Source organism: Clostridium sp., from assembly GCF_026168755.1.
Taxonomy (GTDB): domain Bacteria; phylum Bacillota; class Clostridia; order Clostridiales; family Clostridiaceae; genus Clostridium.
Genome location: NZ_JAPFDR010000022.1, coordinates 16,283 through 39,435, shown reverse-complemented (window position 1 = coordinate 39,435; position 23,153 = coordinate 16,283). Strand labels below are relative to the sequence as shown.

Annotated in this window: 21 protein-coding genes; 7 read left to right on the top strand and 14 right to left on the bottom strand. The window is 28.0% G+C overall.

Annotated elements, in window-relative coordinates:
* Positions 1–10: 10 nt before the first annotated feature.
* Positions 11–1,264, bottom strand: coding sequence for an extracellular solute-binding protein (locus tag Q0Y03_RS09485; protein WP_297713585.1), 1,254 nt, complete (start codon positions 1,262–1,264; stop codon positions 11–13).
* 399 nt (positions 1,265–1,663) lie between these two features.
* Between Q0Y03_RS09485 and Q0Y03_RS09480 the strand changes: the two genes are divergently transcribed.
* The gene (locus tag Q0Y03_RS09480) at positions 1,664–2,521 is read left to right on the top strand and encodes an AraC family transcriptional regulator (RefSeq protein ID WP_297713584.1); all 858 of its coding nucleotides are present in this window, start codon (positions 1,664–1,666) and stop codon (positions 2,519–2,521) included.
* Positions 2,522–2,596: 75 nt separating this feature from the next.
* Here Q0Y03_RS09480 and Q0Y03_RS09475 read toward each other — a convergent pair whose 3' ends face one another.
* The 6 genes from Q0Y03_RS09475 to Q0Y03_RS09450 form a co-directional block, all read right to left on the bottom strand.
* The gene (locus Q0Y03_RS09475; protein WP_297713583.1) at positions 2,597–4,792 is read right to left on the bottom strand and encodes an alpha-galactosidase; all 2,196 of its coding nucleotides are present in this window, start codon (positions 4,790–4,792) and stop codon (positions 2,597–2,599) included.
* 227 nt (positions 4,793–5,019) lie between these two features.
* Positions 5,020–5,565: a nitroreductase family protein gene (locus tag Q0Y03_RS09470; RefSeq protein WP_297713582.1), complete on the bottom strand. Its 546-nt coding sequence runs from the start codon at positions 5,563–5,565 to the stop codon at positions 5,020–5,022.
* A gap of 31 nt (positions 5,566–5,596) precedes the next feature.
* On the bottom strand, positions 5,597–6,613 hold the full coding sequence (locus Q0Y03_RS09465) for a phosphotransferase (protein ID WP_297713581.1): 1,017 nt from the start codon (positions 6,611–6,613) through the stop codon (positions 5,597–5,599).
* A gap of 25 nt (positions 6,614–6,638) precedes the next feature.
* Complete coding sequence (locus Q0Y03_RS09460) at positions 6,639–6,929, bottom strand: Dabb family protein (RefSeq protein WP_297713580.1); 291 nt, start codon at positions 6,927–6,929, stop codon at positions 6,639–6,641.
* A gap of 171 nt (positions 6,930–7,100) precedes the next feature.
* Positions 7,101–9,251: a ferrous iron transport protein B gene (gene feoB / locus Q0Y03_RS09455; RefSeq protein ID WP_297713579.1), complete on the bottom strand. Its 2,151-nt coding sequence runs from the start codon at positions 9,249–9,251 to the stop codon at positions 7,101–7,103.
* Positions 9,252–9,326: 75 nt separating this feature from the next.
* The gene (locus Q0Y03_RS09450; protein ID WP_291679776.1) at positions 9,327–9,575 is read right to left on the bottom strand and encodes a FeoA family protein; all 249 of its coding nucleotides are present in this window, start codon (positions 9,573–9,575) and stop codon (positions 9,327–9,329) included.
* Positions 9,576–9,716: 141 nt separating this feature from the next.
* Between Q0Y03_RS09450 and Q0Y03_RS09445 the strand changes: the two genes are divergently transcribed.
* Positions 9,717–10,193 (top strand): metal-dependent transcriptional regulator, encoded by a 477-nt coding sequence (locus Q0Y03_RS09445; RefSeq protein WP_297713590.1) that lies wholly within the window; start codon positions 9,717–9,719, stop codon positions 10,191–10,193.
* A 74-nt stretch (positions 10,194–10,267) separates the two neighbouring features.
* Here Q0Y03_RS09445 and Q0Y03_RS09440 read toward each other — a convergent pair whose 3' ends face one another.
* The 3 genes from Q0Y03_RS09440 to Q0Y03_RS09430 form a co-directional block, all read right to left on the bottom strand.
* Complete coding sequence (locus tag Q0Y03_RS09440; RefSeq protein ID WP_297713578.1) at positions 10,268–11,140, bottom strand: MBL fold metallo-hydrolase; 873 nt, start codon at positions 11,138–11,140, stop codon at positions 10,268–10,270.
* Between the two features lie 262 nt (positions 11,141–11,402).
* Positions 11,403–13,214, bottom strand: coding sequence for an FUSC family protein (locus Q0Y03_RS09435; protein ID WP_297713577.1), 1,812 nt, complete (start codon positions 13,212–13,214; stop codon positions 11,403–11,405).
* 138 nt (positions 13,215–13,352) lie between these two features.
* Positions 13,353–13,958 (bottom strand): hypothetical protein, encoded by a 606-nt coding sequence (locus Q0Y03_RS09430; protein ID WP_297713576.1) that lies wholly within the window; start codon positions 13,956–13,958, stop codon positions 13,353–13,355.
* A gap of 179 nt (positions 13,959–14,137) precedes the next feature.
* Here Q0Y03_RS09430 and Q0Y03_RS09425 point away from each other — a divergent pair, with 179 nt between their 5' ends.
* Genes Q0Y03_RS09425 through Q0Y03_RS09415 form a run of 3 tightly spaced genes read left to right on the top strand, consistent with a single transcriptional unit; the run spans position 14,138 to position 15,125 of the window.
* Entirely contained in the window at positions 14,138–14,287 is a 150-nt protein-coding gene (locus Q0Y03_RS09425) for a spore coat associated protein CotJA (protein ID WP_297713575.1), read from the top strand.
* A gap of 13 nt (positions 14,288–14,300) precedes the next feature.
* Complete coding sequence (locus Q0Y03_RS09420; protein ID WP_297713574.1) at positions 14,301–14,549, top strand: spore coat protein CotJB; 249 nt, start codon at positions 14,301–14,303, stop codon at positions 14,547–14,549.
* Positions 14,550–14,564: 15 nt separating this feature from the next.
* The gene (locus Q0Y03_RS09415; RefSeq protein ID WP_297713573.1) at positions 14,565–15,125 is read left to right on the top strand and encodes a manganese catalase family protein; all 561 of its coding nucleotides are present in this window, start codon (positions 14,565–14,567) and stop codon (positions 15,123–15,125) included.
* Positions 15,126–15,215: 90 nt separating this feature from the next.
* Here Q0Y03_RS09415 and Q0Y03_RS09410 read toward each other — a convergent pair whose 3' ends face one another.
* On the bottom strand, positions 15,216–16,421 hold the full coding sequence (locus Q0Y03_RS09410; RefSeq protein WP_297713572.1) for an NAD(P)/FAD-dependent oxidoreductase: 1,206 nt from the start codon (positions 16,419–16,421) through the stop codon (positions 15,216–15,218).
* A gap of 295 nt (positions 16,422–16,716) precedes the next feature.
* Between Q0Y03_RS09410 and Q0Y03_RS09405 the strand changes: the two genes are divergently transcribed.
* Positions 16,717–17,973 (top strand): DUF1002 domain-containing protein, encoded by a 1,257-nt coding sequence (locus Q0Y03_RS09405; protein WP_297713571.1) that lies wholly within the window; start codon positions 16,717–16,719, stop codon positions 17,971–17,973.
* Positions 17,974–18,184: 211 nt separating this feature from the next.
* On the opposite strand, the gene Q0Y03_RS09400 is transcribed toward Q0Y03_RS09405, so the two are convergent.
* The gene (locus Q0Y03_RS09400) at positions 18,185–19,822 is read right to left on the bottom strand and encodes an exosporium protein (protein ID WP_297713570.1); all 1,638 of its coding nucleotides are present in this window, start codon (positions 19,820–19,822) and stop codon (positions 18,185–18,187) included.
* A gap of 191 nt (positions 19,823–20,013) precedes the next feature.
* Here Q0Y03_RS09400 and Q0Y03_RS09395 point away from each other — a divergent pair, with 191 nt between their 5' ends.
* Positions 20,014–20,532, top strand: coding sequence for an NUDIX hydrolase (locus Q0Y03_RS09395; protein ID WP_297713569.1), 519 nt, complete (start codon positions 20,014–20,016; stop codon positions 20,530–20,532).
* A 64-nt stretch (positions 20,533–20,596) separates the two neighbouring features.
* On the opposite strand, the gene Q0Y03_RS09390 is transcribed toward Q0Y03_RS09395, so the two are convergent.
* A complete protein-coding gene (locus Q0Y03_RS09390) occupies positions 20,597–21,700 on the bottom strand; it encodes a DHHW family protein (RefSeq protein ID WP_297713568.1) in 1,104 nt (367 codons plus the stop codon).
* A 14-nt stretch (positions 21,701–21,714) separates the two neighbouring features.
* On the bottom strand, positions 21,715–23,091 hold the full coding sequence (locus Q0Y03_RS09385; RefSeq protein ID WP_297713567.1) for an MBOAT family O-acyltransferase: 1,377 nt from the start codon (positions 23,089–23,091) through the stop codon (positions 21,715–21,717).
* Between the last annotated feature and the right edge of the window lie 62 nt (positions 23,092–23,153).

The following is a 23,153-nucleotide window of genomic DNA, read 5'->3' as shown; positions in this document are numbered from 1 at the left end:
CCCTTCCATACTATTCTTTAATATACTGTCTATTAGCCTTTAACCATTCCTTTTGGAAGTTATTTAAAAACTTTTCTTTATCTCCATCTAAAAGATATGTTTGTATCATATCAGATGCTGGTAATTCTGCTGGATAAAAATGATCTTGGAAATCTACAACTCTTGAATTTTCAAAGAACTCATCAAAAGCTTCAAATTTTGAATCTTCTTGTTTTACACCCTTAACTGCTGAAAATGCACTTTGTTCATCTATATAAGTTTTAGCATTTTCTTCTTCTAATAAGAAGTTTATAAATCTTATACTTTCTTCTTTATTCTTAGAATCTTTAGGAATGGCAAAATATACATCTACTCCAGAAACTAATTTATTTTCATCTTCATTGTTAGATGCAGGCATAGTAAACATTCCTAAATTTATATCTGGATTTACAGTTAAAATTGATGGTATTGCATAATTTCCTATAATATACATTGCAGCTTTACCTTGAGCAAATGCTGTATTACCATCATTATACCCAACACCAAAGTTATCTGAATGACCATAATCCATTAATTGAAGTATTTTATCTGCTGTTTCCGAATAAACCTCATTAAATGTTGTTTCATTATTGTTAACTCTTTTAAAACAATCAGCATCAGCCAATGTTCCTGATATATTATTCCATGCTGGAAGTGAAGTCCAACTATCTTTTAAAGTAAAATAAAAAGGTGTTATGCCATTATCTTGAACAGTTTGTGCTAATTCTAAAAATTCATCCCATGTTTTAGGAATTAATAATCCTAAGTCTTCAAAAATATCCTTGTTATATATAACTCCACTTGCATTTAATGCATAAGGTACTCCATAAACACCATCTACACTTTCAATCTCTAAATCCTTTAACATCTGATTATAAACTGGATCAATAACACTAAAATCTATTTTTCCACTTAAATCTTCTAATATGTTTGCATCTACAAAGTCTGCAAAACTTCTATCTGCAGATAATGATATAATGTCTGGGACATCCCCTTTTACTAATCTAGTTTTTAATACTGTTGTTGCATCCGGAGGTGCAGTAACAACAACATCTATATCTGGATTTTCAGCTTCAAATTTCTCTACAAGTTTATTATAAGTATCCACAGCTTCTATTTTATTACTAAAAAATACTATTTGTTTTTTAGACTTATTAGTTGCAGTATTGCTTGAGCATCCTGTAAATATCATTGTGAATATTGAAGTTACAACTAAAATTGTTGCTATCAATTTTTTCTTTCTCATTATTCTATCCCCTCACACTTTATATCGTTTACATATTTATATTTTAAAACTTTTTCTATCACTTCTAAATAGATTAATGTAACAAAAACATGTCTAAATGTTAGATTTGACATTATAATCAACTCTTTGCTTCCTATTTCTTTCTTATACTTATTATTTTCTAGCTATATTAATATAAAAGTTATTTAATAAATTATCAATCTTCTAAAAACACTAAAACATTTTCATTAAAAGTTTTATTTAAAATATTGAGCTTTTTTAATAACTATGCTGTAATTAACTTATTTTAAATACAATATATTACTTTCATTTGATATATTGCATTATATATTTTTTTAATTTAAAATTTATATAATATTATAAGCAAAATATGTTTAGATGTTATATTTAGGAGGCTTTATGTTAGATGTATACTTTTTAGAAAATACAAATAGAAATTTTAATGACTTATATCTTTGTTATTGTGGCTTAGAAAAATGTGCTCCCTTATATTCATTTGGTCCAGCAGTCAGACCAACCTATCTACTTCATTATGTTTTAGATGGACAAGGGTATTATTATGTAAATGATACAAAATATACAGTAAGTAAAAATCAAGGATTTTTAATTGAACCAAATGTTGTTACATTTTATCAAGCTGATAAGGATAACCCTTGGACATATCTTTGGATTGGAATTGATGGGGATAAAGCAAAACTTTATTTAAACTCTGCTGGATTAAATGAAAATCACTTAATTTTTACTTATGAAAAAGATGATTCATTAAAAGAATATGTATTAGAGATGCTAAAACATCATACAATGTCTGATTCTGATGCTTTTAAAATAGAAGGATTATTATATTTGTTTTTTTCTAAACTATGTGAAGATTGCAAAGAAATTTCTTCTATGAATAAAGAAGAAAATACTAACAATTACATAAACAAAGCTATTGAATTTATTCAAAATAATTATCATAACTCTATTAAGGTAACCGATATTGCTAATTATATTTGTTTAAATAGAAGTTATTTAACATCTATTTTTCAAAATAACTTAAATATGTCTCCTCAAAAATTTCTAATGAAATTTAGAATAACTAAAGCTGCTGAACTATTATATAACACCAATTTACCAATAACTAATATAGCTTATTCTTGTGGATATAGTGACCCTTTAGCCTTTTCTAAAGCTTTTAAAAAGATTAAAGGAGTAAGCCCTAAAGAGTATAGAAGTACCAAAAAAGAAACTACAGAAAAATTTCTATTATCTGAATAGAAAATAAAATGCTAATATAGCAATTTATTCTTTATCAATTTGCTATACTAGCATTTATATTTATTTCTTTAGTTACTAATTTTCTTGAATTTTTCTTAAAGCCCAGCTTTTTGCTTGATAATCACCATTAAGCTCTCCAATATCAAGTCCTATATACATAAGCTCATCTCCACCGAAAACTTCTCCAGTTTCACTAACTTCATATAATGAATTTTCATCTAAAGCCTTTAACTTTAGACTCTTTGGTAATACATTAGCTTCTGCATATTTCTTAACATAACTTACTACAAGATTATTTCCATCCTTAGATATATTCATCCAAGCAGTTTCATTACTATCAAAGGCACTCTTTAATCTATATAAATCTCCAAATTGAATAGTTTTTCTAATATTCTTATAGAACTCAACTTGTGATTTTACTTCTTGCTTTTCTTCATCTGTCATTTTTGTTACATCCAGTTCGTATCCAAAACTTCCTGCCATAGCCACTACTCCTCTTGTATGAAGAGGTGTTATTCTATGAACTTGATGATTAGGAACTGCTGAAACATGGCTTCCCATTGTACTAGTTGGGTATACTAATGAAGTTCCTTCTTGAATTTTTAATCTCTCTATAGCATCAGTATCATCACTTGTCCAAGTTTGAGGCATATAATATAACATTCCAGCATCAAATCTTCCACCTCCACCTGAGCAGCTTTCAAATAAAATATTTGGAAAATTAGTAGTTATATTTTCTAATATTTTATATAAACCTAACATATATCTATGAGCAATTTCTTTTTGTTTTTTAGCTGGCCATGCTGCTGAACCTATCTCTGTCATATTTCTATTCATATCCCATTTAACATATGATATAGGTGCTGATCTTAATACATTCGTAAGCATTTCAATTACAGCATCACAAACTTCATCTCTAGATAAATCTAATATAAGTTGCTTTCTTGCTTCTGATCTTAATCTTCCATCAATATGAATACACCAATCTGGATGTTCTTCATATAACTTGCTCTTTGGAGAAATCATTTCTGGTTCAAACCATAGCCCAAATTGCATTCCCATTTCATTTATATCTTTAACTAATGAATTTAATCCACCTTTAAGCTTTTCTTCATTTACAAACCAATCTCCAAGTGAGCAATCATCATTATTTCTTTCACCAAACCAGCCATCATCTAAAACAAACAATTCTATTCCAAGCTTACTAGACTCTTTAGCGATATTCTTGATTTTTTCATCATTGAAATCAAAATATGTTGCTTCCCAGTTATTTATAAGTATTGGTCTTTCCTTATCTCTATGAGTTCCCCTACACAGTCTTTCTCTATATAAATCATGATAAATGTGAGACATGCCAGTTAATCCATTAGGTGAATATACCATAACAACTTCTGGTGTTTGGAATTCTTCTCCTGCTTCTAAGTTCCAAGTAAAATCAAATGGATTTATACCAATTTGAGTTCTTGCATTACTATGCATATCAACTTCAACATTTGCTAAGAAATTTCCACTATAAACTAAATTAAATCCATAAACCTCACCTTTATCTTCCGTTGTATCTTTACTTACTAACGCTATAAATGGATTTTGAGCATGACTACTTGCCCCTCTTCTACTTTCTACACATTGTCCACCATTTCTTAATGGAGTTCTAATTATATGTCTTTCTCTAGCCCAAGATCCTGATAATTGAATTAAATCAAAATCACTATATCTAAAATCAACATTTGCACTTAAAGCTCTTAACACATCAACTTCTTCTTTACTATCATTTATAATTCTACAACTTCTTGTTATAGCATCATAATTTTCGAATACGGTATATGATAATACTACCTTTAACCCTGCTAATTCATCCTTTAAAGTTATTTCTAAAGTTTCTGCTTCATCTTCATTTTCAACATAAGTTGCTGGTAACCCTTGAAGCTCCTTCTTTCCTTTATATATTTCATGACTATAATATCTAAAATCTGTTACAGTTGTTCCATTTGCCAATTTTATTTGAATTGCTGGTGAACGTAAATCTGGATTTCCATAGCTTGGATACTCTTGCGGTATTACCTCTAAATGAAGTTCATCTATATTGTCTAAGTCAGCTAAAAAACTTCCACAAGGTCTTTTCTTCACTACATAATCTATTTTATTAGAATTAATCTTCCTTCCCCAATACAAATTAATTAAATGACCAGTTTCTAAAACTCTCATTACATAACTTGTTTTCTTTGACTTAATATGAAATAGTCTATTTTCTTTATTAAATATAATTCCCATATTATCCTCCTAATATATCCTTCTCTGCTTGACATAACGTTTTCATAATATACTATTATTATACTTATATACTGATATAAAAACTATGATTATTTGTTATTAATACATGTCTAAATGTTGTATAATGCAAATAAGATAATACATAAATTATATTACACTCCAATTTATGTATTATCTTATTTAAATCTAAATCATTATATATTTTTTAATTATGAAATGTTTAAACTCTACCTAACAATTAAGCTTCTTCCTGGAACTCTTTTTGGCTCAATACTTTGTTTTGCTGAATATCCTATAGATGCACAACCAATTATATCAAAATCTGATGGTATATGACATCTATCAAGTACCTTTCTTACTAAAGATGAATTACAAGTATCCCCTAATTGATTTATCCAACAAGACCCTAACCCTAAAGAAGTTGCTGCTAAAAATATATTTTCTAATCCTGCTGACCCATCTGTATAAAAATATTTATAATCTTTTTTTGCAGAAGCTATTATAAGAGTAGGTGCATTATAATAGAAATTATAATTTTCATTAGATCCTCTCGCTTCTCCTCTTTCCTTAAATACTTCTTTTACTGCATCATTTAATTCTTGTAAAATCTCCTTATTTTGAATAGCTGTATAATAACACCCTTGTTTATTCATACCACTTGGTCCACATAAAGCACATTCTAAGATTTCATTTAAAATTTCAGTTTCTACTTGTACATCTTTATAAGCCCTACAACTTCTTCTTGATTTAATATTTTTTATAACCTCATTCACCTAAATTCCCTCCAATTTTTACTTTCTATTTTTATATAAATAATTTAATTATTTTACTTTCATTTCCACTTACCCACTTGCATAAAGTAACTGCTTTTATAATTTGTTCCCTAAGTATTTCTGTTGCAGACATAAAACTATTACTGATTCCCTCATTATATCTAACAAGAAAATGTACAATTACATCTAATCTTCTAAGCATAATAAGCTTTGGTACTGCTTTTATTTCATCTATTGTCAAATTAATATTTTTCTTATATCCATCAATAAATCTTTTCATACACTTAAACTTAAACTCATCACTATTTTTATTTGAAATAGCTTCTGATAAACATATAGCTAAATCCATAGCTCTTAAATCTTTAGCAACAAATTCAAAATCTAATATCGCAGAAATATTATTATTCTCATCTTCTAAAACATTAGATGCATTAATATCACCATGAATTAATTGATGTGGCAAGTTTCTTAAATCTGGAATACATTCCTTAAATTTAATAAAATAGCTACTTAACTCAACTAACTCATTTTTTTCTTTATTAAAATCTTCAGGAGGCTTAATACAAAACTCTATGACTTTATTTAATGGGCATTTAGGATAAGATTTTTCTAATTCATAACATGGAGAATATATCGGATTTTTTTCAATATTAATCTCTCCTAGTTCTCTTGTTATTTCACCAACAACCCTTCCTAAACTATAAAATTGCTCAACAGTTTCTAAGTTAGGATTCCTTCCCTTAATCATCTTTGCCATTGATACTAATTTTCCATCAGAGCTTATCCCTATTGTACTACCATTTAAATTTATTTTCGGTTTAGGTATATTAAAACTTAAACTTCTTTCATCTAAAGCTTTTAAAACTGCATGTTCATAATTAACTTTTTCATTGTCATTATGACTTTCATATATTCTTAAAATAAACTCTTCATTATCTATAACTATGAATTTAGTTGTATTATTCATACCACTAGATCCTTTTTTCACATAATAATTTTCATTTTCAAAGTATTGCTTAACTATTTTATCGATATATAGCCTATCCATTTAATTCTCCTTTGTATGTCTTATTCTATACCTCATAATCCATACACATTCTATTACATGTAACACTTCTAACAAAGCTTGCAACTTTAACATGTTCTTCATGAACTTGATAATTATTTAATGCATCTACATTTTCAAAGATACTATTTAACATTATATCAGCATTACTTCCTGCTATTGGGTTAGTGATAACCTCAATTTCAACAATCCCTGGTATTTTATTTTTTAATTCTTCAAGTCCATTTTTTATTTTTAGTTTATCCTCTTCACTACCCTTCCCCTTTTGAAAATTCCACAAAATAATATGTTTAATCATATAGACCCTCTCCTCTTACAATAATTTATACATTAATTATACCAAATATGGTGTAACTTTTAAATTTAGCTTCAAAGAGATATATTAAGATAATAGAATATTTTCTTATAACATCTAAAAATCACACCAACTAATAGATAATATAATCTGTTAATTGATGTGACTTTTATCTTATGCCAATCCTAATAATCGTACAACGCTTGTAAACACAAAACAAATAATAACTCCCATTACCGTTGGAACTAGAAATGATACTGCTGTCCACTTCCAACTTTGAGTTTCTTTCCTTATAGTTAAGCAAGTCGTACTACAAGGCCAATGCATAAGCGAAAATAACATTACACATACAGCAGTAAGCCATGTCCATCCATTATCCACAAGTAAAGATCTTAATTCAGTAAAACTTTCTAACTCTAACATACTTCCTGTAGCCATATAACTCATAATTATTATCGGTACTACTATTTCATTAGCTGGAAATCCTAAAATAAATGCCATTAATATATATCCATCTAATCCTATTGCTTGTGCAAAAGGATTTAAGAAATTAGCACAATGTGTTAACAAGCTCATATCTCCAACTGTTACATTAGCCATAAGCCAAATAACTATTCCAGCAGGTGCTGCAACGCTTATAGCCCTACCAAGAACAAATAACGTTCTATCAAATATAGACCTAACTATAACCTTTCCTATTTGTGGCTTACGATAAGGTGGTAACTCTAATGTAAAAGAAGATGGAACTCCTTTAAGAATAGTTTTAGAAAGAACCTTTGACATCATTAAAGTCATGAAAACTCCTAAAAGAATTACCCCTACTAATAAAACAGTTGAGATTACTGACTTAAAAGGTCCTATAAACATTCCAGCAAAAAACATTGTTATTATAGCTATAAGAGTAGGAAATCTACCATTACAAGGCACAAAATTATTTGTAATAATTGCAATTAGTCTTTCTCTTGGAGAATCTATTATTCTACACCCAATTATACCTGCTGCATTACATCCAAACCCCATACACATAGTAAGTGCTTGTTTTCCGCAAGCGCATGATTTTTTAAAGAAATTATCTAAATTAAAAGCTATTCTCGGAAGATATCCCAAATCCTCAAGCAATGTAAATAAAGGAAAAAATATTGCCATTGGTGGCAGCATAACAGCAACTACCCAAGCTAAGGTTTTATACATACCTTGAACTAAAATTCCTTCAACCCAAGCTGGTGCTCCAATCCAGACAAAAAATTCACTTAACCTATCCTGTATCCAAAATAATCCATAAGATAAAAGTTGAGAAGGATAATTTGCACCAGTTATTGTTAACCAAAAAATAACACCTAAAAGTAATATCATTATCGGTATACCAAACTTTTTTGAAGTCAAAATCTTATCTACTTTTCTATCTGTAGCATTATACTCTTCCTTTCTAAAAGAAACTACACTCTTACTAATCTTTTCTGATTTCCTAACTATAACTGAAACTATCTCATCTCTAAGTACTTCACAATTTATTCCATTAGTGTTTAAGTATTCTCTTCCGTTTCTAATCCCTTCAATAACTTCTTTATCTTCAGTTATATCAAACCCCAAATATTTACTTATAGAATCTAATAACGAAGTATCATTTTCTAGTAATTTTAATGCAAGCCATCGTGAATTAATTTTACTTTTAATCATTTCGTTAAGTTTTCCTTCTATTATCGAAATGGCATTTTCAATTCTTTTATCATAGTTAATTTTAACTGGATTTGAAGTAACTTTATTAAATACAACATTATATATAGAATCCATCAATTCACTTAAACCTTGTCCCAAATTAGCACTAGTGCCTATAGTGGGTATCCCTAGTAGCAATGATAACTTAACTAAGTCTACTGTTATACCTTTTCTTTTAGCCTCATCCATAAGATTAACACAAACTATAACTTTATTAGTTATTTCTATTGTTTGAAGAACTAAATTTAAATTTCTCTCAAGACATGTTGCATCTACAACAATTACAGTAACATCCGGATTCCCAAAACATATAAAATCTCTTGCAACTTCTTCCTCCTCTGAATTTGCCATTAATGAATAGGTACCTGGAATATCAACTAATATAAACTCCTTATTCCTATGATTATATTTACCTGTGGCATTTGTTACTGTCTTTCCTGGCCAATTTCCCGTATGTTGTTTTAAACCTGTTAAATTATTAAATACAGTACTTTTCCCAACATTAGGATTGCCACCAAGCGCTACTATTTTTTCATCTTCGGATTCTTTAATTATCTTTAACTTTTCATCCATAGCATGAGCTCCTGTTGACTGTTTTGTTAGCCCCATATTTATTCCTCCAAATAAAAAATTTTATTAAAATAGTAATTTAATTTATTTTTTATAAATACTCTTAAAATAAGACTATATTTTTTCAACTAAAATTTGCGAAGCATCTTCTGATCTCAATGCGATTACAGCACCACGTATAAAATAAGCTATTGGATCACCTGATGGACTTTGCTCAAGTGCCATTACCTCAGTACCATTTATCAATCCAAGATCCAACAACCTTCTTCTTATTGCGCCATATGCAATAAGAGAATTAACTTTACACTTATATCCTAGGGGTAACTCACTTAATGGTATAACATTATTTAATTGTTTTTCCATTTTAATAACCTCCTTTTTGGTTTTCTATTTTTTTATTTAAGTTCAATGAAAAAATCTTTCCCTAGTCTAACATATGCACATAAATATCAATGTGCCACGTTATATGTAAAAATTTGTATTAATTTTATAGAGGTGATTCTTATAAGTAAAGATTTTCATACAGTAAAAGGATATGAGATGATAAATGCAGCCAATAAGTTACTAACTCCTTCCATGGAAGACTATTTAGAGATGATTTATAGATGTAGTTTAAAAAATACATATATAAGATTAAATCAAGTTGCACAAATGTTAAATGTTAAAGATTCATCAGCATCTAAGATGATGCAAAAACTTGGAAGCTTATCTCTAATAAAATATCAAAGATACGGATTAATAGTATTGACTGATAAAGGTAAGGAAATTGGGGCTTTTCTTTATGAAAGGCATAATATAATCGAAACTTTTTTAAAGAACTTGAGTCAAAGAAATGATGTACTTACAGAAACTGAATTAATGGAACATGTAATCAAATCAGAAACAGTTGAAGATTTTAAAATTTTTAATGATTTTTTTAAACAAAATCCATCTATATTCCAAAAATATTTAACCTTTAGAAATAATATTAAGAATACCTAAAACCTCTTTAGCCAAATTAATAAAAGCTGATAATTCACTTTAATTTATTATCAGCCCTTTATTAATATATTAAACTATTTTTGAATAAAATATATATTTTCCCCATCACTTTTAATACTTATATCTCCACTACTTGTATAAAATGTTTTTATTTTATATTTATCTAATAAAGAAATAAGTTTTCTATTTGGATACATAAGATAAGAGCAGGTTATAGCTGCATAGCTTGGTGAAACTGACTCTAAAAAATTCCCTGCTTCATCATTATATATTCCATGATGAGCCATTTTTAAAAAAGTGTAAGTACCAGTATCCTCTTTTATAAACTCTTTCATTCGTTCATCTTCCGCATCTGCTGCAAATAAAAATCTATATTTTCCATAATCAATTCCAACTATAATACAATAATCATTAGATTTCTCATAACTATCTTTAAGTGCTGGATATATTGTTATTTGGGCTCCATTTATATTGGTCACAATATTATTATGAAGCAATATAGGTTGTAGATTATTTCTCTCAACAGCTTCAATATAATTTTTGTATTGAACTGTACTTTTTTCATAATCAGCCTGAACTAAATTATTTATCTTAAAATTATCTAAAACAACAGGAGCTCCCCCAATATGATCTTTATCATTATGAGTTAAAATTAAATACTCTATCTCTTCAACACCTTTAAAATGTAAAAACTCTTCTATCTTTGCACTATTTTCATAAAATCCACAATCTATAACAATAAACTTTCCTTCACTCTCTATTAAAATAAAATCTGATTTTCCTGTACTTAATATATCTATTTCAAAAGGTAGTTTAATTGTAACATCTGCATCTATCCACCTTTTACTATCATTTTTAATTTTAAAAAAACTTATAATACTACAAATCATCACCAAAATAACTATAGCCACTCTGATTCTAGCCTTTTTTATTACAGTAATTCTCATATATATCACTTCTTAATTACAATTTTTTATTTATATTATTATACTCATTAATGTATATAACTTATACATTTAAAAAAATAACATTTTCAAAATTATGTTATTTATATAATCATTTTATTTTCATATAACTGCCATAAAGTTGACATATTCATATAATATAATCATATTCATAAAGAACAACATTAACCAATATAGTTGTGTTGTAATTAGTTAATATCATTCCCTTCACAAAAGGTATAGATTAGTTCCCCCTATTTCTAATCTATACCTTTTTTATTAATGTCTTTATACTATTATTAAAATCATCATATAATTCACTTAAATATTTAAATATATTTTCATTACATTTTTTCTTATAAACCATTAAAACCTTATATCCAATCTTAACTACAAACTCATTATTCTTGTCAATAAATTCAGAAATACTCTCATCACTATACTGTGAATTTCTAAGATATAATTTTTGAGTTAAAAGAGTAATATGTATTATTAAGTCTCTTATATAATTATCACCTTCACCTTTCCCTAAATACTCCCTACTAGTATCAATCAAATATTGATCATACCTTAATATTTTTTTTACTAATTGCATTATTCCATCTTTTAACCTATAAGGAAAAATATATTTATTAGCTAATAAAACTACTATTACTCCTATTATTACGTAAAAAATTCTATATATTAATAACTTATTTAAGCTTACTGATAATGATGAAATACAAATAGATGCCATAGCTGCAAATAATGAAATTTTATAATATTCTTTAAATCCATATAATAAATATAATGATATAACTAAAATTAAAATAGTTATCCATTGTGTATGAAATAAATGTATTACTATACCTGTAAATAAAATCGCTATAATATTTCCTTTTATTCTTTCCCTAGTTTTTGAAATTGTATCTTCATAATAAGGTTGCATAATTGACATTATGGTTATAATAGCCCATATAATCTTATAATACCCTAGTAATTCAGCTATAAATATAGAAAAAGTTAATGTTATTGCCATTCTCATTGCAAACTTAAATCTTATTGAAGATGGAACAAAATATTCTTTAAATACTACCCTTGGTTTATCTAAGTAGGTTCTTTCCCATTCTTTATAAATTCTATTTGCCTTCCCACTGTCTATTTCTTCAGCTTCTTTAATTTGCTCTACTATAGAAGCTACTATGAGCAATATTTCATTAACTAAATATGAACTTTTTTTATATTTTCCACTTATAAATTTACTTTTATACGTTACATCTTCCAATTTACACTTTTTCTTAGAATACTTTATTATTAATTCAACTAACGATAAAAAATCTAACATTTGTTCCTTAGATATTTTCTCTTCTTCATACTGTTCATATATATTTTTTAAATATATATTTAAATATTCTATGTTTAAATACAATTTAAACTGTATAGTTCCTAAATTAGTAGTAAGATATTTTTTATATCGTGTTATATACACCTTATATACTAAATCCATCATTATTTTAGAACAATTTTCTGTTAACTCTTCCTCATATTTGTGATCTATAATATTTTCAATTTGTTTTTGTATATTAAAAAAAGCGGAATTAACACTATTCCCCATTATTTCTTTGCCACTACTTCTTTTTATATGTGTTCCTAACATAATAACTAATGCTCCAAAAACTACAGCCAATAATCTATTAGGTAATTCATAAATTGAAACATTGGCATACTGGGTAAAAACATAAAGCATTATAAATGGTTTATAAAAAGTTGAATCATATGGCGATGATACAATATAAACCAGCAAAAATATTGCAACAAAATCAATTACAATTCCTGTCCATATATTTAATGCTGATATAAAAGCTATTAATACTATAATTAAATCTAATGCTAATATTCTAACTATTCTATTAAGAGGTTTTACATAAAAATTTTGTCTTCCTATAACAGTAGAAGTTAACGCTATAGGAAATGTTATCATTACATTTTTACTTCCAAATAGTATCCCAACTCCTAGCATCGTTATTACTGCAACAGTTCCATTTCTAATCATTGATGTAACATTTAAATTATATTTTCTAACAAGATAATTAAGCATTTTTCCTCACCTCTAATAAAACAATAAAATATTCTTTATTAACTTATCCTTATAAATACTTAACTATTCCTTAATATATATTATTTAAAGAAAAAAATAAAATGTAAAGAATATATATTGACTATTTCCTTTACATTTTTATTTTTTTTTCAAATCATCAATTTGCTTTTGTAATTCTTCAATTTGCTTAGTTAATGATTCTATAGATTGTTTTAATTGATATATATCATTATTAGATCGTGTTTTATTTTTAGAACTATTACTACTAGATTTTTTATTTGAAGCTACATTAGTTTGACTTTCATCACTTGAACTTGAACAAAAAGGATTAGCTGCATTTCTATAAATAGGATTATACATTCTTCCTGGTCCACCTTGATAATATTGTTGTTGAGCATTAAAAACTTCAATTGCTTGCCCTACCAATTGCAACCAGTTCCCAACTACATTTTGAATATTAAATGGCAAATTACCTGCCATAACATTTCCTAATAGCTCTCCAATTACTAATAAAAGTTGTGGTGGAATATCTTGAAATCCCCCCGGAATATCACTACATGCTTCTCTTTGACTTTTAGTAGCATTTGCATTAAAATTGCCAAATCTACAATTATTACATTCGTCATCACTTTCTTTAGAATTACTATTATCACTTTTATTACTTGTTTCCGAATTAAATGAGCCAATATAATCATTAAAGATTTTTATAAAATCATTAAAGCCATTAAATTCATTTTGAGGCATATTTCTCTCCAAAAAAACTATTCACTATCATAATACACTTAAAATTTTTATTTGATACATCATGAAAATATATACCTTATTCAAATACTTTAATAATATTTCCTTAATAACATAGTAACATAACATCAGCCCCTAACATATTATGTAATAAACAAACTTTTTGAAAGGATGAAATTACTATGAACAAATGTGAAAAAAATGATTATGCAAGAGTTTTTATTGCTCTACAAGAATATGAAAACCTTCTAAATCCTACAACTTCATTAAAGTTAGGTACTATCTTTAAAGATTTATATAGACCTTATGGTAAACATGATAAAAAATGCTAGGGAGGGTATTATTATGTGTGAAAATGACTTATTAAATGAAATAAAAAAATATCAATTTTATGCTGTAGAATTAAATCTATATCTGGATAACTTTCCAAGTAATAAAAAAGCAAGAAATGATTATAAAATAATTTCTAAAAGACTTGATGATTTAATAATGGATTATGAGAAAAACTTTGGTCCATTAAGAAATTTTGGTTCTGCTTACTTTGAAAATCCAGTTGCTTGGGTATCATCACCTTGGCCTTGGGAAAATTATTAAGGAGGTTTATAATTTATGTGGTATTATGTTAAAACTTTAGAATATCCTATTAATTTAAAATGTAATGACTTAAGAATGGCTAAATTCCTTATGTCTCAATATGGTGGACCTGATGGTGAATTAAGTGCAGCTTTAAGATACCTAAATCAAAGGTATACTATGCCAACTGGAAAATCAAAAGCTTTATTAACTGATATAGGTACTGAAGAAATGGCCCATGTTGAAATGATAGCTACTATGATTTATCAATTAATGTCTAATGCTTCTTTAGAAGATTTAAAAAAAGCTGATTTAGCAGCTCATTATACAGACCATGGCAGAGCTTTATATTATGCTGATGCACAAGGTAATCCATGGACAGCAACTTATATTCAAGCTAAAGATGATGTAATAGCTGATCTTCATGAAGATATGGCTGCTGAACAAAAAGCTAGAGCAACTTATGAATGGCTTATAAATTTAACTGATGATCATGATATTAAAGAAATTCTTAAATTCCTAAGGCAAAGAGAAGTTGTTCATTTTCAAAGATTCGGTGAAGCTTTAATGGATGTTCAAGATCATATTAAATGCTAACTTAATTTTAAATTTTACAATATAGAAGTTAAGTAGATAAGTTTTAATACTTATCTACTTCTTTCTTTTTTACCACTAAATCTAATTATTTTAAAAATCTGATCCAGCCAAGTATCCAGTTGAAAATGCCATTTGAAGATTATACCCTCCAGTTTCAGCATCAATATCTATAACTTCTCCAGCAAAATATAAATTCTTAATTATTTTAGATTCCATAGTTGAAGCATTAATTTCCTTTACCTTAACACCACCTGATGTAACCTGTGCAGCCTTTATAGATAAAGTTTCCCTAGCAGTAAGCTTCATTTCTTTCATATATTCTATTATTTTATTTTCATCTTCCTTCTTTAAATCACTAGCCTTAACTTCTGTTAAATCTAACATTTCAAATACTACTTTTAAAAAGTTTTGTGGTAAAACTCCCTTTAAATTATTTAAAACAGTTTTATTTGGATTGCTTCTTATTATTTGAGAAATTTCATCCTTAGACTTATCTTTTAAGAAATCTAAAGCGACTTCTACTTCACCTTCATTTAAAGCTTTGTTCACATATGAGGAAAGTTTTAAAACTGCTGGGCCTGATATTCCAAAATGAGTAAATAACATATCACCAAACTTTTCAATTTTTTTCTTTTTAAGTTTAGCAGAAACTACTACATCTTTCATAGCAATACCTTGTAGTTTTTTCACAAATTCTTCTTTTATAACAAGTGGTATTAAAGCTGCATGTATTGGTGTTATTGTATGTCCATTCTTTTCCAATACTTCATACATAGCTCCATCAGATCCAGTGTTTGGGAAACTCTTTCCCCCTGTTGTTATTATAATCTTATCACCTAGTATTTTTTCACCATAAGATGTTATAACTCCTTTAATAGTTTCATCTTCAACTACTAAGTCACTTATCATAGTGTTATATCTAACTTTTACTTTATTTTTTTCTAAATCATTTCTTAATAATTCTATAACCTCATCTGCCTTATCGCTTTTTGTATATACTTTTTCATCAAGCTCAACCTTATATTCAAGCCCATTATTACTAAAGTATTCTAAAAGCGAATAATTTGAAAATGTATATAAAGCACTATATAAAAACTTCTTATTATTTACTATTTTATCGAAAAACTCCTCTATGTCTCTATTATTAGTTATGTTACAACGACCTCCACCAGTAAGTCTTAGCTTCATACCAATTTCTTTATTTCTTTCTATTAACGTAACATCATTATTTTTTGCTGCACTAAGAGCTGCCATAATACCAGCAGGTCCTCCACCAACAACTATAACTTTAGCCAAACTTGTCACCTCACTAAATTTCCTTTGTTTATTCACTCATTATATCATACTTTATAATTGTCTCCATAAGATTAAACTATAAAAATAAAATGTACTACATCCAACTTTTAGTGAATAATTAATTTTATTATAAAAGTCTTATTCAGAAAATTTTTAAGAAATTGTTCGTTTGATTTTAATAAATCAATCAGATATAATTTATAAAATAGGTAATACATACTGCTTTAACTATCTAATTCCATTGGGTAATTTTATTACATCATATTGAAATAATTTATTTAAAAAGGAGATAATTATGGGATTAAAGAAAAGAATTTCAGCATTACTTATATGTGGTGCAATTATTTTAGGAAATGTAAGTACCGCTTACGCTGATGGTGCTAATGTAGTAACTTTAGGGACAAACCTATCTGCTGAACAAAAACAAATAGTTTTAGATTACTTTGGAGTAAAAGAAAATGAAGTAGTTATATTAGAAGTAAACAATCAAGAGGAAAGAAAGTATCTAGAAGGAGTGGCTACAGAAGCACAACTTGGTACAAGAACTTATTCTTGTGCATATGTGCAACCAACTTCAAAAGGTAATGGCCTTAATGTTAAAACTGTAAACTTGACTTATGTTACATCTTCAATGATAGCTAGTACACTTACAACTTGTGGAATTACTGATGCAAACGTAATTGCAATGACTCCACTATCTGGAGGAGTAAGTGGTACTGGAGCTTTAACTGGAATAATGAAAGCTTTTGAAGATGCTACTGGGGAACCACTTGATGAAACAAAAAAAGAAATTGCATCTGAAGAATTAGTTATAACTGGTGATTTAGGTGAAGATATTGGACAAGACAAAGCTACTGGTGTAATAAATGATATCAAGACAGAAATAATTAAAAATAATACTCAAGATACTATACAAATAGCTGATACAATAAATAATGTTACTAATAATTACAATGTTACTTTAACATCTGAGCAACAACAACAATTAGAAAGCCTAATGGCTAAAGTCGCAGAACAAGATTATGATTATAAGGAAATGAAAGATGCTTTAAATAGTGTTAAAGATGTTGTTAATGAAAAACTTAATGAAATTGGTGAAAAAGTACCAACAGGTTTAATTGATTCTATAAAAGAATGGTTTACTGGAATTGGTGATTGGTTTACTGGTTTATTTAATAGTAATGATAAAGATTTAGGTATACTAGAAACAACTAATGATGACCTTTTAGGTGATAATGTTGTAGTTGATGCTACTGATAAAGATGCTATAAAGTTACCAACTGCTGAAGAAGCTCAAGGTTTCTTTAATAAAATTTGGAATTGGTTTACTAGTTTGTTTAATAATGACTCTGATACAAATGAAACTGAAAATAATGAAAATTCTACAGAACAAGTTGACTCTCCAGTTATAGAAGGCTCTGAAAATACAGATTCAACCACTCCAATTGACGGTAACTCAAATACAGAAGATACTACAAATTCTACAGATGAAAATATGGATTCTCCTCAAGATCAAACTAATTCAATAGATAGCGAAAATATAGATAACTAATAATTAATTCTCTCTCATGCTAATAATTCATGAGGGAGATTTTTAGCTCTATTTATGTATTTATTAATATTCTTTAGCAAGAAATCCATACTATCAAATCCAATTATATAATCTTAAACTACTAGCAATCTATGATACATAAAACAAAGGACTACTAACATTAAAGCTAATAGTCCTATTTTATACTATATTATCTAAATAAATAGCCTATTTATGCTAATCTAACTATTGTTATTGTAGCTGCATTAACTATAACACTCTTAAGGTCTTGAGTTAAATTAGTTAATCTTACAATATAATCATTCTCTGGGCTTATTATTACACCAAGTGAAATACTATTATTATTTACATCTCTTGAAATTGATGCTATATGCCTACTACCAGGAACAAGCTCATTATTAACATTTGTTAAACCAAAAATAATATTTCTACTATTCATATATGATCCACAAGAACTTTCATCAATTGAATAAGATACTGTATATTTAACAAAATATGATTTACTTCCATCTAATTCTATATCAGTACCATTTTTAACATGATTTATATTGTCCCCTGTAATTTCATTTTCTTGAAAACTTACATTATTTCCATATGCTACAGTTTGATTATTTCCAAGTTCACTAAATATTACTCCATAATCACTTATAGTTCCTGCTGGCCCTGTTGCTCCTGTTGCACCAGTTGCCCCGGTTGGTCCCATTGGTCCTATTGGTCCTTGTGGTCCTGTTGCTCCTTGTGGTCCTCTTTCACCTTGAACACCTTGTATTCCTTGAACACCTTGTGGTCCTGTTGCACCTGTTGCTCCTGTTACACCTTGAATACCTTGTGCTCCTGTTGCTCCTTGTGGTCCTCTTTCACCTTGTATTCCTTGTATACCTTGAACACCTTGTGGTCCTGTTGGCCCTATTGGTCCTTGTGGTCCTGTTGCTCCTTGTAAACCTCTTTCACCTTGGATACCTTGTGCTCCCGTTGCTCCTTGAATACCTTGTGGTCCGGTTGCTCCTGTTGCCCCTGTTGCTCCTGTCGCCCCAGCTGCTCCTGTTGGCCCTGTTGGTCCTTGGACCCCTTGTATTCCTTGAACCCCTTGTGGTCCTGTTGGTCCTATTGGTCCTTGAATACCTTGTGCACCTGTTGCTCCTGTTGCCCCAGCTGCTCCTGTTGGCCCTGTTGGTCCTTGGATACCTTGTATTCCTTGAACACCTTGTGGTCCTGTTGGTCCTATTGGTCCTTGGACACCTTGTATTCCTTGTGCTCCTGTTGCTCCCCTTGGTCCTGTTGGTCCTTGTGCTCCTGTTGCACCTGTTATTCCTCTTGGTCCTATTGGCCCTTGTGCTCCTGTTGCTCCGGTTGCCCCTTGTACACCTTGAACACCTTGTGCTCCAGTTGCTCCTGTTGCTCCAGTTGCTCCTGTTGCTCCTGTTGCCCCTCTTGGCCCTATTGGTCCTTGTGCTCCTGTTGCTCCTCTTGGCCCTATTGGTCCTGTAACCCCTGTTGCTCCTGTTGCTCCTCTTGGCCCTATTGGTCCTGTAACCCCTGTTGCTCCTGTTGCTCCTCTTGGCCCTATTGGTCCTGTAGCCCCTGTTGCTCCTGCACAACCTCTTGGTCCCCTCGGTCCTCTTGGTCCTCTTGGTCCAACGCAACAACATTTACGTTCGTCATCACAATATTCATCTTCATAATATTCATCATCATAATATTCTTTAGATGAATACTCCATATTTTCATCTATATCATCTGAAAATAACTCGTCGTTTTCATATTCATTCATTTTACTTCTGCTTACTCTGCCTCTTCTTGATCTATTCCTATTATTAGGATTATCCATTGATTTATTATAGTAACGCATTTTATCCTCCCAATTACATACTAAATTTGTCATTTGATCTGTCTACACTTTCATTTTATGTCGATATTTTTTTATTGTTACATACTATTTATATAAAATATCCCATAATATTACTTTTAAACTTTATGATATAATATTTAAATAATATATTAAGTATAAATTACTATAAAATTATATAAGGAGGCCTGTTCATGAAATTTTATGAAACCACTCTTAAAGAAACTTCAATATACAATGGTAACTATTTAAATTTAATAAATGTTGAAGTTGAATTACCTAATGGAAATTTATCTAATAGAGATATAATTAAACATCCAGGAGCTTGTGCTATAATTCCTTTTATAAATGAAAATGAAGTTATATTAGTAGAACAATTCAGAAAACCTTTAGAGAGAACTCTTCTTGAGATTCCAGCAGGAAAGCTTAATAAGAATGAATCACCTATAACTTGTGCCCATAGAGAGTTAGAAGAAGAAACTGGATATAAAGCTAAAGATATGATTTATCTGGGAAAAATCGCTACTGCACCTGGATTTTGTGATGAAATAATTCACTTATTTAAAGCTACTAATTTATATAATGGTAAAAAATCATGTGATGAAGATGAATTTACAGATATAAAAAAATTTACATTAGATGAAATTAAATCACTTATAAAAAAAGGTGAAATAATCGATACAAAGACCATTAGTATTTTATCTTATTTATAATTTATAAATAATTTACGCAGTAACATTTAAAAAGTAATTAATACTTTTATTGTTACTGCGTAAATTAATACTTAATCCTTAGTACATTATTATCTGTAGCTAAATTTATAAAATTATATACAATTAAAATATCTTCAAAATCATTCTCTTGTAAATAACTACTTAATTTACTACTAAAATGCCTTAAATCTATAACATGAACCTCTTCATAATTTTGAGTCAAAAATGGAACTAATGAATTTCCAAAAGAATCTTTTATAACTAATATTTTTTTATTATTTTTAATATCTTTATTCTTTATTATTGTTAATGGATTATTTCCATATAAAAATAACGAATACTTATCCCTTAAAGTCTCCTTCGAATAATCATATATAGAATCATATATTTTATCCCCCACTATTTCCATCGTTAAATTATTAAAATCATAATAAGTCATAATATCTGGCTCAATATTAAAAGGCTTTGCTTTAGAATAATATGTACCATAAAAATTAGACAATTCTACTTCTTTAAAATTTTCTAAATTAACTTTATTTCCATTAATTGAGTCAATAAACTTACAATAAGCTAAATAAGCTCCATATGTTGTCCAGTGATGATCTGTTTTATAATAAATATAGCTATTTTTATTATCTAATAATTCTTTCATCACATCTATATTGTTACTAAAAGTTGAGAAATTATATATTTTATTAATTAATTCTTCTTGCAGAATTATGGGTGATCCCATTGGTAAATTTTCTTTATATATTTCATATGAACTTGGTATAATCATTAATGAAACTTTATCATAATAGGTTTCTGCAAAATTATTTATAGCCCCAACATTATTTTTTAATTTTTCTTCGTCTAATGAATCAAATTTTTCAAATAGTTCTTCATCATTTCCATATATTATTCCATTATTCTCAATTTTACCCAAAATATATTCATTCATTGATTTTAAACTTATCCAATTATCTCTTAAGGGAAATTGATCATTAATATAACTTTCATAATCTTCTTGAAAACTTCCATCTAAAAAATTTTTTATTGTAAATTTAACATTTGTTTTTAATTTTCTATTCTCTAATTCTGAAAACTCTTTATCACCGCTAATTAAGCTAACTATTGTAAATAATATAATTACTCTAACAAAAGAATATAATAAATAATTTTTCTTCATATAATCACTATCCCCTAAAATCTAAAATATAAAAATGGATTATATGTAGCATCAACTAAATAAGCTATACATAACAAAAATATACTCATTAAAATAAATGTATTTAATACATCACTTTTAATAACTCTATTATATATTTTTTTTACTATAGGAGTTGAAAATACTGCTGCAATTATAAAAGTAATCCCGTAATTTCTTATATAATATATCCATTGACTATTTTTACTTATGCTAAACATTTCTTTCAACAATATTTTTAGTTGTCCTAAATCCACCACTGCAAATATTGCCCATCCAAACAATATAAAAAATATTGAATATATATGTGAAATTATTTTATGCTTTTTTAAAAACTTTAATAAAACAGCTTTCTCTATACTAATTAAAATAAAGAAGTATAATCCCCATAATATAAAATTGTAACTAGCTCCATGCCAAAATCCAGTTAAAAACCATACTATAAAGAGATTTATATATAATCTTAATCTTCCTACTCTGTTTCCCCCCAAAGGTATGTATACATATTCTTTAAACCAAGATCCTAATGTAATATGCCATCTTCTCCAAAATTCTGTTATACTTTTTGATATATAAGGATAATTAAAATTTCTTGGAAAGTTAAATCCTAATATCTTACCAAGTCCTATAGCCATTAGTGAGTAGCCACTAAAATCAAAATATATTTGAAGTGCAAATGCTAAAATAGCCATCCATGCCATTATTGTTCCTACTCCATCAAAACCCTTTCCTTCAATTTCAGACCAAAATGCACCTATATTATTTGCTATAAGCACCTTACTTCCTAATCCAAGTATAAATAACTCTATCCCCTCTTGAATTTGTCTTATATCTATCTTTCTATGTTTTAACTCAAGATTTATATCAGTATATTTAACTATAGGTCCTGCAATAAGCTGTGGAAATAAACATACAAATGCTCCAAAATTAATAATATTTTTTTCTGCCTTAACTTTTCCTAAAAATACATCTATAGTATATGACATAGTTTGAAATGTATAAAAACTAATACCTAATGGCAATGTTATACTTACATATTTTAGCGATAACCCCAAAATATTATTTATATTTTCTATAAAAAAGTTAAAATACTTAAAGAAAAATAACATTCCTAAATTAAATGCTATTGATATAGATAAAAGCATTATACATATATTCTTATTATTTCTATTTTTCTCTATTCCCCTACTAACCAAATAATCTACAACTATGGATGCTATCATTATCAAAAAATACTTAGGTTCACCCCAAGAATAAAACATTAAACTTACAAGTAGCAAAGTTAAATTTTTTAATTTATTAGGAGTTAAAAAATATATAATCATTGCTATAGGCAAAAACCTAAATATAAATAAAATACTACTAAAAACCATTTTCTTCTCTCTTTCATTTCCCCCTATTTCCCAATATTTTCATGAGCCTCAGAGGCATTTTT